The following is a 13,050-nucleotide window of genomic DNA, read 5'->3' on the forward strand; positions in this document are numbered from 1 at the left end:
CGCGATCGAAATAACGCGGAAGGAGCCGAATGATCCGCTATGTCGGAATCCTGGATGGCAGTGACGGCGTTTGGGGAGTGCGGATGCCCGATCTCGCCGGCTGCCACGGGGCCGGCGCAAACCCGGCTGAAGCGATAGCCGATGCCGCGTCGGCTATGCGCGAATGGGCGGAAGCCCGCATCGCAAAGCACTTGCCCATGCCCAACCCACGTACCGTGGCAAATCTTCTGCAATCCGGCGAAATCGACAGTGCCCGTGGCGACTCCGCCGTGACCGTTCGGCATAGATAACGGCCAACCATGTTCCTCCCCTTCTTTCTCGAACTAAAGGCCGCGCGGGTTCCCGTTTCGCTCAGGGAATATCTGTCGCTGCTGGAAGGGCTGGAGGCCGGGCTGGTCGACTATGACGTCCAGGGTTTTTACTACCTCGCCCGCGCCGCGCTTGTGAAGGACGAACGCCATATCGACCGCTTCGACCAGGTGTTTACGCATGTCTTCAAGGGGATCGAGGCGCTCACCGGCCCCGATGCCGTCGGTGTCGCCAACATCCCTGAGGAATGGCTGCGCCGGCTCGCCGAAAAGCACCTGACCGAGGAAGAGAAGAAACTGATCGAGGCGCTCGGCGGTTTCGACAAGCTGATGGAGACACTGAAGCAGCGGCTGGAGGAGCAGAAAGGCCGCCACCAGGGCGGCTCGAAATGGATCGGTACCGGCGGCACCTCGCCTTTCGGCGCCTATGGCTACAATCCCGAAGGCGTGCGCATCGGCCAGCATGAAAGCCGAAATCGCCGTGCGGTGAAAGTCTGGGACGAGCGCGAGTTCAAAAATTTCGACGACGCCGTCGAGCTCGGCACCCGCAACATCAAGGTGGCGCTGAAGCGCCTGCGCCGCTGGGTGCGCGAGGGTGCGGAGGAAGTGTTCGACCTGCCCGGCACCATCCATGCCACCGCCGAGCACGGCTATCTCGATGTGCAGACGCGCCCCGAACGGCGCAACGCCGTGAAGCTCTTGATGTTCTTCGATGTCGGCGGCTCGATGGACGACCACATCAAAAGCGTCGAGGAGCTGTTTTCGGCCGCCCGCGCCGAATTCCGCCAGCTCGAATATTTTTACTTCCACAACTGCGTTTACGAGGGCGTCTGGAAGGACAACCGGCGCAGGCATGCCGAGACCATCCCGACCTTCGATCTGCTTCACAAATACGGCCCCGACTACAAGGTGATCGTCGTCGGCGATGCCTCGATGAGCCCTTACGAGATCGCGCATCCCGGCGGTTCGGTCGAGCATTGGAATCCGGAAGCCGGCAGTGTCTGGCTTGGCCGCCTCATCCAGCAATGGCCGAATGCGGTCTGGCTGAACCCCGAAAACCAGAAAAACTGGGGCTTCACCCATTCGATCGCGATGATCCGCGATCTCTTCGGCGGCCGCATGTTCCCACTGACGCTGGCCGGGTTGGAAGCCGCGACGAAGCAGCTCTCACGCAAGCATTGATATGAGAGGAAAACCGATGACCTGCTTTCTTTGCCCGCAATGCGGCGTCCAGTTCGCGGCAACGCAGACCCCTCCAGAAAATTGCCCGATCTGCGAGGACGAGCGGCAATATGTGCGCTGGGAAGGCCAGGCCTGGATCACTGGGGAAGAACTCTCTGCCGGGCATAGGCTTGTGATGAAGGACGATGCCGGCGTTCTCGCTTTCGGCATCGAGCCGCGCTTTGCTATCGGCCAGCGGGCGCTGCTGGCGCAGACGCCGCACGGCAATGTGCTGTGGGATTGCATCTCGATGGTGAGCGACGAGGCGGTAGCCGAAATCAACCGTCGCGGCGGCCTGGCCGCGATCGCCATTTCGCACTGCCACTATTATTCGGTGATGGTCGAGTGGAGCGAGGCGTTTGGCGGCGTGCCGATCTATCTCCATGCCGACGACCGCCAGTGGATCATGCGGCCGCACAACGCCATCGTCAGCTGGGCGGGCGAGACGCTGGCCATAAACCCGTCGCTGACACTCGTGCGTTGCGGTGGCCATTTTGCCGGCGGCCAGGTGCTGCATTGGAAACGCGATGGCGGTAACGCCCTGCTGTCCGGCGACATATTGCAGGTGACGCCGACGCGTCGCCATGTCAGCTTCATGTACAGCTATCCGAACTACATTCCGCTCAATGCGCCGGCCGTGCGACGCATCGCGGCGGCACTTGAGCCTTTCGAATTCGACGACATCTACGGCGCGTGGTGGCAGCAGAACATCATCGGCGGCGCAAGAACGGCATTTCATGCGTCGATCGCCCGCTATCTTCAGGCGATTGGGTAGGAACTCGGCTGAAAATGCGAGCAAAACACGTAACAAACGCCTATCTCTAAGCGAATATTGCTTGCAACCAACAACAAGCCGCCAAGGCTGAGGAGATCAAATGGACACCCACACCTACCCTGTCACCCGCACCGACGCCGAATGGCGCGCCCGCCTGACGCCCGAGCAATATGCGGTCATGCGCGGTCATGGCACCGAACGGCCCGGAAGCTGCGCGCTGCTCTACGAAAAGCGCGCCGGCACCTTTTCCTGCGTCGGCTGCGACCAGCCGCTGTTCGAATCCAAGCTCAAGTTCGAGAGCGGCACCGGCTGGCCGAGCTTCAATGATCCGGTGCCCGGTTCGGTCGAAAACACCGTCGACCGCAGCTACGGCATGGTCCGCACCGAATGCCACTGCGCCCGCTGCGGCAGCCATCTCGGCCATGTCTTCGAGGACGGCCCGCCGCCGACCGGCCTGCGCTATTGCATCAACGGCGTGGCGCTGAAATTCGAGCCGACGGCTTAAACCGCAGCTTGACCACCATCTTCAAAGGGCGGCTTCGGCCGCCCTTTTTCGTGTCAATCTTCTCAGACAACCACCACCAGGATCAGCCAAAGCGTAGCCCCGAGCGTCATCAACGAAGCCTTGGCGCCACTGGATTTTTCCGTGGTTCGCCAGACGGCAAAGGTCAGAAAGATGTTGTAGGGCACGGGCGCGAAATGCACCGCCAGGACGACGGCGAGCGGCAGCTTCAAGCCGAGCAGAATGAGCGCGGCCACCGACGAGGCGATGTTGATCGCCGTGCCGACAAGGACTAGATCGCGCCAGAACAACCGCTCGACCGGCACCGCGCCTTGCCAGCGCGAGCCGAAGAAGGATCCGATGCTTTGCACCAACACCTGATAGCTATCCCTCTCCCAGCACGTCGGTGACGGCGCGCTCGAAGCGCGAGCATTCCGTCACCAGCCAGTCGGCCATGGCCGGCCAGTTGTCCTCGGCATAGCAGTTCACCCGCCACATCGAATTGATGCCGAGGCCCTCGCAGCTCTGCTCCGGCCTGAGCTTCAGCCTGTCTTCGATTGCCGGTTGGAACGGCTTCAGCCGCGACCAGACCCCGGTCGCGCCGAACTTCCCGTTACGGCCGAAAAAGACGCCAACTTGGCTTTGCGCCGGCGCGACATACATCGACAGGACCAGAGCGAAGTCAGGCAGCCCGCGCTGCCAGAACCAGGGTCCGCGCCGCGCCATGGAAGCGCGTTCCTCCGGATGCCGTTCGGCGAACAGCGCCCAGAAGCTGCGTTGGCGGAATTCAGAGGCGCGGCGGGCGCCGAAGTCGAATTCGCTCATGGTTCGATGCCCGTTCCAGCATCATTCCTTGGCCCGAGACTGTTTCGAAATTCGCTCCGGCGATATCAGCCGGAGTAGAATTTCCAGACAGCCTTACACCATGCCGAGCGCGGCCTTGTAGAGATCGAGGATGGTTTCCTCTTCCTGGCGCTCGGCCTGGTCCTTCTTGCGCAGCCGGATGATCGACCGCATCGCCTTGGTGTCGAAGCCGGTGCCCTTGGCCTCGGCGAACACTTCCTTGATGTCGTCGGCGATGGTCTTCTTTTCTTCCTCGAGCCGCTCGATGCGCTCGATGAAGGCGCGCAACTGGCCGGCGGCAACAGTCTGGCTGGTATCTGTGATGTCGTCGGCCATGTTTTTTCTCCGCTACTTTTTAAGCACCGCGATTCTGGCGCGGTAAATTGGGAGCGGGTTCGATGCCCGAGCAGGCGCGGCGGGTCAAGCCATTATCGATGCTCCATCAACGGCTGCTGCCAGCCGTCCCCAGTGTGATGGATCCGCGCGTCAGCCAAACGCGATCAACAGATCCTTCGCATCGATCTGATCGCCGGCCTTGACCAGCACTTCGGCCACTGTGCCGTCGCGCTCGGCATGCAGGGCCGTCTCCATCTTCATGGCTTCGATCGACAACAGCACGTCGCCGGCCTTGACCGCTTGGCCGGCGGCAACTGAAAGGGCGGAGACCACGCCCGGCATCGGCGCGCCGACATGCGCCTCGTTGCCGGGCTCGGCCTTGCGCCGAGCCTTGGCCGCCGAGGCGCCATGCGCCCTGTCCGGCACCCGGACACGGCGCGGCTGGCCGTTGAGCTCGAAGAACACGGTGACCATGCCCTTCTCATCGACGTCGCCGATCGCAAGGCAGCGCACCACAAGCGTCTTGCCTTTTTCGATGTCCAGGAAGATCTCGTCTTCGGACTTCATGCCGTAGAAATAGATCGGCGTCGGCAGCACACTGACCGGCCCGTAGGTTTCCTGCGCGGCGGCGAAGTCGGTAAACACTTTCGGATACATCAGCCAGGAGGCGAATTCGTACTCCGAGAGCTTGCGCTCCAGCTTCTGCTCGATCTCCTTGCGGCTGGCCTTGAGGTCCGCTGGCTTGAGCAGCGAGCCCGGCCGCACGGTGATCGGCTTGCTTTCCTTCAGTGCCTTCTTCTGCAGCTTCGCAGGCCAGCCGCCGGGCGACTGGCCGAGATCGCCGCGCAGCATCGAGACGACCGAGTCCGGGAAGGCGATGTCCTTGGCCGGGTTTTCGACGTCGGCAACGGTCAGATCCTGGCTCACCATCATCAGCGCCATGTCGCCGACCACCTTGGACGACGGCGTCACCTTGACGATGTCACCGAACATCAAATTGACGTCGTGATAGGCTTGTGCCACCTCGTGCCAACGCGTTTCCAGCCCGAGCGAACGCGCCTGCTCCTTGAGGTTGGTGAACTGGCCGCCCGGCATTTCGTGCAGATAGACTTCCGAGGCTGGCCCCTTGAGATCGCTTTCGAAGGCCGCATACTGGTTGCGCACCGCTTCCCAGTAGAAGGAGATGTTGCGGATCCATTGCGGATCGAGGCCGGGATCGCGCTCGGTTCCCTTCAGCGCCTCGACGATCGAGCCCAGGCAAGGCTGCGAGGTGTTGCCGGAGAAGGAATCCATCGCCGCGTCGATGGCGTCGACGCCACTTTCCACGCCGGCCAGCACCGTCGCCGCCGACAGGCCTGACGTGTCGTGGGTGTGGAAATGGATCGGCAGGTCGGTCGCCTCGCGCAGCGCCTTGAACAGCACGCGGGCGGCAGCCGGCTTCAAAAGCCCGGCCATGTCCTTGACGGCGATGATATGGGCGCCGGCGGCCTGCAATTCCTTCGCCAGCCCGACATAGTACTTAAGGTCGTATTTGGCGCGCGCCGGATCGAGGATGTCGCCGGTGTAGCAGATCGCCGCTTCGACCAGCTTGCCCTCGGCGCCCACCGCGTCCATGGCGACACGCATGTTCTCGACCCAGTTCAGGCAGTCGAAGACGCGGAACAGGTCGACGCCGCCGGCCGCCGCCTGGCTGACGAAATGTTGCACCACATTGTCGGGATAGTTGGTGTAGCCGACGCCGTTGGCGCCGCGCAGAAGCATCTGCAGCAAAAGGTTGGGGGCCGCTTCGCGCACTTTGCTCAGCCGCTCCCACGGATCCTCGGTCAGGAAGCGCATGGCGACGTCGAAAGTGGCGCCGCCCCAGCATTCCAGCGACAGCAGCCGCGGCAGCGCCCGCGCATAGGTGCCGGCAATGCCGGCAATGTCATGCGTACGCATGCGGGTGGCGAGCAGCGACTGGTGGCCGTCGCGCATCGTCGTGTCGGTGACCAGCACCTCTTTTTGCTCACGCATCCAGGCAGCGAATTTCTCCGGCCCCAGCGTGTCGAGCTTCTGCTTGCTGCCATCAGGCACATTGCCGTTGAGATAGGGCACGACGGGCGCTGCCGCATCGGCCTTGGGCATCGGACGGCCGCGGGTTTCGGGATGGCCGTTGACGCTGACGTCGGCCAGATAGTTGAGCAGCTTGGTGGCTCGATCCTGCCGCTTCACCTGCGCGAACAGCTCCGGCGTCGTGTCGATGAACCTGGTCGTGTAGGAATTGTCGGCGAAGCGCGGGTGGTTGATGATTGCCTCGAGGAAGGTGAGGTTGGTCGCCACGCCGCGGATGCGGAACTCGCGCAAGGCCCGGTTCATGCGGGCGATCGCCTCGGCCGGTGTCGGGGCCCAGGCAGTCACCTTCTCCAGCAGCGGATCGTAAAAGCGGGTGATGACCGCGCCCGAATAGGCGGTGCCGCCGTCGAGGCGGATGCCGAAACCGGCGGCTTCGCGATAAGCGGTGATGCGGCCGTAGTCCGGAATGAAACTATGCTCCGGATCCTCGGTCGTTATGCGGCACTGCAGCGCGTGACCGTTCAACCTGATATCGGCCTGCGCCGGCACGCCCGACTCTTTCGTGCCGATGGCAAAGCCGTCCAGTATGTGGATCTGCGCCTTGACGATGTCGATGCCGGTCACCTGCTCGGTGACGGTGTGCTCGACCTGGATGCGCGGATTGACCTCGATGAAGTAGAATTTGCCGGTGTCGGCGTCCTGCAGGAATTCCACCGTACCGGCGCCGATATAGCTGGTCTCGCGCGCGATCTTGAGCGCATAGCCGCAAAGCTCCTGGCGCAATGCCTCGCTGAGATAGGGCGCCGGCGCCCGTTCGACGACCTTCTGGTTGCGGCGCTGGATCGAGCAGTCGCGCTCGAACAGATGTACAGCGTTGCCATGCGTGTCGCCGAGCACCTGGACCTCGACATGGCGAGCGCGCTCGATCAGCTTTTCGAGATAGACCTCGTCCTTGCCGAAGGCGGCCTTGGCCTCGCGCTTGCCTTCCATCACCTCGCGGGCGAGGTCGGCTTCCGCGCGGATGGCGCGCATGCCGCGCCCGCCGCCGCCCCATGATGCCTTGAGCATCACCGGATAGCCGACTGTCTTGGCGAGCTGCTTGACTGCTTCCATGTCGTCCGGCAGCGGTTCGGTTGCCGGCACCACCGGCACGCCAACCTCGATGGCCAGATTGCGCGCGGCGACCTTGTTGCCGAGCCGGCGCATCGTGTCGGGCTTCGGTCCGATGAAGGTGATGCCGGCCTCGGCGCAGGCATCTGCGAATTCAGGGCTTTCCGACAGGAGGCCATAGCCCGGGTGGATGGCGTCGGCGCCGGACAGCCTGGCGACCCGGATCACTTCCTCGATCGACAGATAGCTTTCGATCGGCCCCATGTCCCTGGCCAGATGCGGCCCGCGCCCGACCTGGTAGCTTTCATCGGCCTTGAACCGATGAAGTGAATATTTGTCCTCCTCGGCCCAGATCGCCACGGTTTTGAGGCCGAGCTCGTTTGCCGCGCGAAAGACGCGGATGGCAATTTCGGACCTGTTGGCGACGAGGATCTTCGTGATGGCCAAGGAAGGAGGCTCCGGACAGGGAGGGATGGGGCGGAGGCATGATTAACGCGAAAATGCTGCAGTGCAACCAAAATCGAGGAGAGATTAAACCGATTTAAATGCGATTCTAGCACCACGGCTCGAAAAGCTGCGTGCGATTGGCGCCGCGAGGTGACGCTAATTGTCGTGCCCGCACAAATTCGACCCCGGCTAACGGCTTGTCCAGCCACCCTCGCTGCCGCCCTGTCACCAACAAAAATGCCCGGCGCGAGCGCCGGGCATTCCATAGAGCTGCGTTTCGAATTACGACTTCGGGAACCAGGAGATCTTGCCGTCCGGACCCTTCTTCCATTCGTACATGATGTAGCCCGGGAGCTTCGGATCGCCCTTCGCGTCATAGGCGAGATCGCCCAGAACGGTCTTGAACGGGCCCTTCTCGTGCAGCGCCTTGGCCACTTCCACGGGGTCGTTCGACTTGGCCACGGCAGCAGCCTCGGCGATCACCTGCATGGCGGCGTAGGAGTAGAGAGTGTAGGCTTCCGGCTCGAAGCCCTGAGCGCGGAACTTCTCGACCAGTGCCTTGTTCTCGGGGATCAGGCGCGGATCGGGACCGAAGGTGTTGAGCGTGCCGATAACCGCATCGCCGGCGATCGCAGCCAGCTCGTCGGTGACGATGCCGTCGCCCGACATCAGGGTAGCCTTGAGGCCCTGGTCCGCCGACTGGCGGATGATCAGGCCGGCTTCGGTATGCAGACCGCCCCAATAGATCAGGGTAACACCGGCATCCTTCATCTTGGCAATCAGCGCCGAGAAGTCCTTGTCGCCGACATTGACGCCTTCGTACATGACTTCGGTCAGGCCGGCTGCGTTCATCGCCTTCTTGGTCTCGTCGGCAAGGCCCTGACCATAGGGGGTCTTGTCGTGGATGACGGCAACCTTGGCGTCCTTGAAGTTGGTCGCGATATAGCCGCCGGCGATGCCGCCCTGCTGGTCATCGCGTCCGCAGGTGCGGAACACGTTCCACAGGCCGCGCTCGGTGAATTTCGGGTTGGTCGCCGCAGGCGTCACTTCGACGATGTTGTTGTCGACGTAGACTTCCTGCGAAACCGGGATCGAGACGCCCGAGTTGAAGTGGCCGATCACGAATTTCACGCCGTCGCCGACGAACTTGTTGCCGACCGAAATGCCCTGCTTCGGATCCGAGACGTCGTCGCCGACTTCGAGCTTGATCTGCTCGCCGTTCATGCCGCCTGCTGCGTTGATGTCGGCAACGGCCGCTTCCGCACCCTTCTGCAGCTGCGCACCGAAGGCCGCATTCGGACCGGTGATCGGACCTGCGACGCCGACGATAACGTCAGCCCATGCATTGCCACCGAACGCGACAAGCGCGGTCAGGGCAACGGCGGACAAAAGTGATTTCTTCATTTAAACGCTCCCATTTACGAGGTGGGCGTGGATGAAACTTTCATGCGATGCCCACCCTTATCGCAGAAAGCGTACTTTGCCGATTTTCAGGCCCTTGTCACGCCGATTCATCCCCGGAACGGCGTTAATGATGAACGTCAACCTTTCGGTTTCCAGCTTAAGATCGAAGCCCGTTCGTAAAGCCAATTATACTGCGTCACCATCTGGTTCGTACGCGTGTATTGATAGCCGACAAATCCCAATATCATGAGCACGATTGTGTCCACGACATAGTATTGCAGCGAAAACATCGTGCCGCCGAACAAGGCATGATGGATGAACCTGATGCCTATGCCGAGACCCAGCAGATAGGCGAACAGCGCCGGCAGGCTGCGCCATGTCTGGGCGCTGGCCTTGCCGGTCATCCATGCCGCCCAGCCGCCGAGCAGACAGGTGACGAAGAAGAACTGCCAGATGGAAGGTTCCTCGTGAAGAATGCCTTGCATGATGAAGACTCCCTAGCATGATCCCGAAAAGTTGCAGACTTTTCGGACAAAGGTCATGCGACAAACAAACAAGTTGGAGCGGAATACCGTATGCATACATTCCGCTCCAAAATCAGTGATGGCCGCCTTCGAGATAGGCCGCCCGCACTTCCGGATTGGCGAGCAATTCCTTGCCTGTGCCGCTCATGGTCACGTTGCCGTTGACCATGACATAGCCGCGCGTGGCGAGTTTGAGCGCGCCGAAGGCGTTCTGCTCGACCAGGAACACGGTCAGCCCTTGCGTGCGGTTCAGCTCGCGGATGGCATCGAAGATCTGCTTGACGATCAGCGGCGCCAGACCCAGCGACGGCTCGTCGAGCAACAGCAGCTTAGGCCGCGCCATCAGCGCACGTCCGATCGACAGCATCTGCTGCTCGCCGCCCGACAGCGTGCCGCCGCGCTGGGCAATGCGCTCCTTGAGGCGCGGGAACAGCGCGAACACCTTCTCAGCATCTTCGTCATAGTGCTTGAGATTGTCGAGACCGGCGCCCATCTGCAGGTTTTCCATCACCGTCATGCGCGGGAAAATGCGCCTGCCTTCCGGCGACTGCGCAATGCGCATGCGGGCGATCTCGTGCGTCGGCATCTGGGTGATGTCGGTGCCGGCGAAAGTGATTGAGCCGGCACGAGCGCGCGGCGCACCGAAGATGGTCATCATCAGCGTCGACTTGCCGGCACCGTTGGCACCGATCAGCGCGACGATCTCGCCCTGGTTGACGTGGACATCGACGCCGTTCAGCGCCTTGATGTTGCCGTAGTAGGTCTCGACGCCCTTGATGTCGAGGAGCGTTGTCTCGGCCATCACTTACGCCCTCCGCGCGGCTTGCCTGTCGGGGATTTGGTGGGCGCCGGCTTGGACTTGGCCGTTAGACGCTCGGACGGTGCTGTTGGCGCGGAGTTGGCTCTTGTATCGTATTGGGTGGCCTTTGAAGCTCTCTTCGACACCGTGACCCGCTCGCCCTGGCTGTGCCCGATCGTGTCGCTTACCGGGCCGGCGAGATAGGAAGACGATGTGCCTGGTCCGTGAGCCGAATCCGGCCCGATGTCCAGCTGCTCGATGACGTCTTCATCGCCGACCTCGGTCAGCACCGTCTCGACCTCCTCGTCGTCGACGCCGAGATAGGCGGCGATGACGCGCGGGTCGGTACGCACCGATTGCGGGCTGCCGTCGGAAATCTTGCGGCCATATTCAAGCACCACGACATGGTCGGAAATCTGCATGACCACCGACATGTCATGTTCGATCAGCAGGATCGAGGTACTGCTCTTGATGTCCATCAGCAGCGAATTCAGCGCTGCCGATTCCTTCGGATTGAGACCGGCCGCAGGCTCGTCGAGGCACAGAAGTTCGGGCCCTGTGCACATGGCGCGCGCAATCTCGAGGCGCCGCTGCGCGCCATAGGGCAGGTCGCCGGCCGGATCGTCGGCGCGATCGACAAGATCAGCCTTCTCCAGCCAGTGCTTGGCAAGCTCCACCGATTCAGCCGAGGCTCTGCGGTAGCCGCCGATCCCGAACAGGCCCAGGATCGTATAGCCGGATGCCTTCATCAGCTTGTTGTGCTGGGCAACCAGCAGATTCTCCAGCAGCGTCATGCCCGAGAACAGGCGGATGTTCTGGAAGGTGCGCGCCACCTTGGCGCGCGCCGGGATCTCATGATTGGGCAGCCGTTCGAGCAGGAAGCTCGAGCCGTCGGCCCGGTTGAGCGTAATCATGCCTTCCGACGGCTTGTAGAAGCCGGTGATGCAATTGAAGACGGTGGTCTTGCCGGCGCCATTGGGTCCGATCAGAGCGGTGATCTCGCCGCGCTTGGCCTGGAACGACAGATCGCCGATGGCGATCAGGCCGCCGAACTTCATCGAAAGATGCTCGACCTGGAGGATGGCGTCTTTCATACCCGGATTGGTCTTCTGAATGGAGGTCGCGCTCATCAGCCGTGCCCTTCCTTGGTGAAGGAGGAGGAGACCGCTTTTCGTTCACTGAGGAAGGCCGTCGGTTCACGGCTGCCGACAAAGCCGCGCGGCTTCCACAGCATGACGATGACCATCGCCATGCCGAACAAAAGCATGCGGTAAAGCTCCGGCGTGAAATCTTTTCCGAAGACACTTTTCAGGAAATCGAGTTCGCGCAGCGCCTCGGTGCCGCCGATCATCACCAGCGCGGCGACCGCGATGCCGACCAGCGAGCCCATGCCGCCGAGCACCACGATGGCCAGGATGATCGCCGATTCCAGGAAGACGAAGGATTCAGGGCTCACGAAGCCTTGCCGTGCGGCGAAGAAGGCGCCGGCAAAACCGCCGAACATGGCGCCGGTGGCAAAGGCGGTGAGCTTGGTGGTGGTGGTGTTGATGCCAAGCGAGCGGCAGGCAATCTCGTCCTCGCGCAGCGCCTCCCAGGCGCGGCCGACAGGCATGCGCCTGAGCCTGATGGTGACGAAGGCGGTCAGCAGCGCCAGCCCGAGAATCAGATAGTAGAGGAAGATCTTGTAGTAGGCGCTCGACTGGGCAATGTGCAGCACCTTGCCGATGTAGTTCGGGTCGGTCGAATTAAACGTCATCAGGCCGAAGAAGGTGACCTTCGGGATGCCGGAGATGCCGGCCGAGCCGTTGGTGACTTCACGCCAGTTGATCAGCACCAGGCGGATGATCTCGCCGAAGGCCAGCGTCACGATCGCTAGGTAATCGCCACGAAGCCTGAGCACCGGAAAGCCGAGCATAACGCCCCAGAAGGCGGCCATGGCGCCGGCGGCGGGCAGCAGGATCCAGAACGACAGGCCGTATTGCGAACCGAGCAACGCATAGGCATAGGCGCCGACCGCGTAAAAGGCGACGTAGCCGAGATCGAGCAGGCCGGCGAGGCCGACGACGATGTTCAGTCCCCAGGCCAGCATCACATAGATCAGGATCTGGATGCCGAAATTGTCGACCCACTTCAACGAGCCCTGCAGGCCGCCGGTTATCGACCACGCGTAGATCGACAGCACCACGACGACGAGGATCGGGTATAGCACCAGCGCCGCAATCCCGAGCTTGGTGAAATTGGCGTGGATGAAGGAGCGGAAATAGAAGATCACGCAAGCGAGCGCGTAAATGACGGCCAATGCGCGCAGGAACTGAAGGTAGCCGGCCAGATCGGGTCCCACCAACACCGGCAGGGCGCTGCCGAACGCAACCAGGACAACCGCCAGCACGACGGCGACGATGAAGGCCGGAAGCAGGAAGAAGCGCGACGCGACGCTCGCCGGCAACAGGCCGGTGGCGACATTGGTGATCTTCTGATTGGCCATGAACGGCTGGCCATATGCAATGTAGAAGAAGCGGCCAAGCATGGTCAGCACGACCACGGTGATGAGCAGCAACCAGCGCTGCACCAGGATCAGCTGGTTGCTTATGTTCTGGTCGGTCTTCAGGCCGATGAAGAGAATGAACAACCCCAGCGAGATGGCGCCGGCATAGAACGCTTCGCGCAATGCACGCTGCACGGGGGAGGCGACGGTGTCGCGCTCCGAGGATACGGAAACCGCCATTGTC

13 protein-coding genes are annotated in these 13,050 nt (G+C 62.2%); 4 read left to right on the plus strand and 9 right to left on the minus strand.

What is annotated here, in order from left to right:
- Positions 1 to 29: 29 nt before the first annotated feature.
- The 4 genes from NKJ80_RS12570 to msrB all read left to right on the plus strand — a co-directional run bounded on the left by NKJ80_RS12570 (position 30) and on the right by msrB (position 2,809).
- Entirely contained in the window at positions 30 to 290 is a 261-nt protein-coding gene (locus NKJ80_RS12570) for a type II toxin-antitoxin system HicB family antitoxin (RefSeq protein ID WP_050485875.1), read from the plus strand.
- Positions 291 to 299: 9 nt separating this feature from the next.
- Positions 300 to 1,490, plus strand: a complete 1,191-nt coding sequence (locus tag NKJ80_RS12575; protein WP_352444851.1) for a vWA domain-containing protein — start codon at positions 300 to 302, stop codon at positions 1,488 to 1,490.
- Between the two features lie 16 nt (positions 1,491 to 1,506).
- Positions 1,507 to 2,304, plus strand: a complete 798-nt coding sequence (locus NKJ80_RS12580; RefSeq protein WP_023668726.1) for an MBL fold metallo-hydrolase — start codon at positions 1,507 to 1,509, stop codon at positions 2,302 to 2,304.
- A gap of 100 nt (positions 2,305 to 2,404) precedes the next feature.
- Positions 2,405 to 2,809, plus strand: coding sequence for a peptide-methionine (R)-S-oxide reductase MsrB (gene msrB / locus NKJ80_RS12585; RefSeq protein ID WP_023688927.1), 405 nt, complete (start codon positions 2,405 to 2,407; stop codon positions 2,807 to 2,809).
- Between the two features lie 62 nt (positions 2,810 to 2,871).
- On the opposite strand, the gene NKJ80_RS12590 is transcribed toward msrB, so the two are convergent.
- The 9 genes from NKJ80_RS12590 to livM all read right to left on the minus strand — a co-directional run bounded on the left by NKJ80_RS12590 (position 2,872) and on the right by livM (position 13,046).
- A complete protein-coding gene (locus NKJ80_RS12590) occupies positions 2,872 to 3,183 on the minus strand; it encodes a hypothetical protein (protein ID WP_023688926.1) in 312 nt (103 codons plus the stop codon).
- Between the two features lie 7 nt (positions 3,184 to 3,190).
- Positions 3,191 to 3,631 (minus strand): hypothetical protein, encoded by a 441-nt coding sequence (locus NKJ80_RS12595; protein ID WP_023688925.1) that lies wholly within the window; start codon positions 3,629 to 3,631, stop codon positions 3,191 to 3,193.
- Between the two features lie 93 nt (positions 3,632 to 3,724).
- Positions 3,725 to 3,985 carry a DUF2312 domain-containing protein gene (locus NKJ80_RS12600; protein ID WP_023668722.1) on the minus strand — a complete coding sequence of 87 codons (261 nt, stop codon included), beginning with the start codon at positions 3,983 to 3,985 and terminating at the stop codon, positions 3,725 to 3,727.
- Between the two features lie 150 nt (positions 3,986 to 4,135).
- A complete protein-coding gene (gene pyc / locus NKJ80_RS12605; RefSeq protein ID WP_352497645.1) occupies positions 4,136 to 7,594 on the minus strand; it encodes a pyruvate carboxylase in 3,459 nt (1,152 codons plus the stop codon).
- A gap of 282 nt (positions 7,595 to 7,876) precedes the next feature.
- Entirely contained in the window at positions 7,877 to 8,998 is a 1,122-nt protein-coding gene (locus NKJ80_RS12610; protein ID WP_023668720.1) for a branched-chain amino acid ABC transporter substrate-binding protein, read from the minus strand.
- A gap of 137 nt (positions 8,999 to 9,135) precedes the next feature.
- Positions 9,136 to 9,483, minus strand: a complete 348-nt coding sequence (locus tag NKJ80_RS12615) for a DUF6867 family protein (RefSeq protein WP_023668719.1) — start codon at positions 9,481 to 9,483, stop codon at positions 9,136 to 9,138.
- A 112-nt stretch (positions 9,484 to 9,595) separates the two neighbouring features.
- A complete protein-coding gene (locus tag NKJ80_RS12620) occupies positions 9,596 to 10,324 on the minus strand; it encodes an ABC transporter ATP-binding protein (protein ID WP_023668718.1) in 729 nt (242 codons plus the stop codon).
- Positions 10,324 to 11,451, minus strand: a complete 1,128-nt coding sequence (locus tag NKJ80_RS12625) for an ABC transporter ATP-binding protein (RefSeq protein ID WP_502902200.1) — start codon at positions 11,449 to 11,451, stop codon at positions 10,324 to 10,326. The genes NKJ80_RS12620 and NKJ80_RS12625 overlap by 1 nt, the downstream gene beginning before the upstream one ends.
- Positions 11,451 to 13,046 (minus strand): high-affinity branched-chain amino acid ABC transporter permease LivM, encoded by a 1,596-nt coding sequence (gene livM / locus NKJ80_RS12630; protein ID WP_023668716.1) that lies wholly within the window; start codon positions 13,044 to 13,046, stop codon positions 11,451 to 11,453. Before livM ends, NKJ80_RS12625 begins: the two co-directional genes overlap by 1 nt.
- Positions 13,047 to 13,050 lie beyond the last annotated feature (4 nt).

The sequence above is a fragment of the Mesorhizobium sp. M0030 genome, assembly GCF_040323695.1.
Lineage (GTDB): Bacteria > Pseudomonadota > Alphaproteobacteria > Rhizobiales > Rhizobiaceae > Mesorhizobium.

Bases quoted from the DNA above. Each gene is read 5' to 3' on its own strand.
- NKJ80_RS12575 (WP_352444851.1), top strand. From the start codon at position 300: ATGTTCCTCCCCTTCTTTCTCGAACTAAAGGCCGCGCGGGTTCCCGTT.
- NKJ80_RS12615 (WP_023668719.1), bottom strand. From the start codon at position 9,483: ATGCAAGGCATTCTTCACGAGGAACCTTCCATCTGGCAGTTCTTCTTC.
- msrB (WP_023688927.1), top strand. From the start codon at position 2,405: ATGGACACCCACACCTACCCTGTCACCCGCACCGACGCCGAATGGCGC.
- NKJ80_RS12570 (WP_050485875.1), top strand. From the start codon at position 30: ATGATCCGCTATGTCGGAATCCTGGATGGCAGTGACGGCGTTTGGGGA.
- NKJ80_RS12620 (WP_023668718.1), bottom strand. From the start codon at position 10,324: ATGGCCGAGACAACGCTCCTCGACATCAAGGGCGTCGAGACCTACTAC.
- NKJ80_RS12595 (WP_023688925.1), bottom strand. From the start codon at position 3,631: ATGAGCGAATTCGACTTCGGCGCCCGCCGCGCCTCTGAATTCCGCCAA.
- NKJ80_RS12580 (WP_023668726.1), top strand. From the start codon at position 1,507: ATGACCTGCTTTCTTTGCCCGCAATGCGGCGTCCAGTTCGCGGCAACG.
- NKJ80_RS12625 (WP_502902200.1), bottom strand. From the start codon at position 11,451: ATGAGCGCGACCTCCATTCAGAAGACCAATCCGGGTATGAAAGACGCC.
- livM (WP_023668716.1), bottom strand. From the start codon at position 13,046: ATGGCGGTTTCCGTATCCTCGGAGCGCGACACCGTCGCCTCCCCCGTG.
- NKJ80_RS12600 (WP_023668722.1), bottom strand. From the start codon at position 3,985: ATGGCCGACGACATCACAGATACCAGCCAGACTGTTGCCGCCGGCCAG.
- NKJ80_RS12610 (WP_023668720.1), bottom strand. From the start codon at position 8,998: ATGAAGAAATCACTTTTGTCCGCCGTTGCCCTGACCGCGCTTGTCGCG.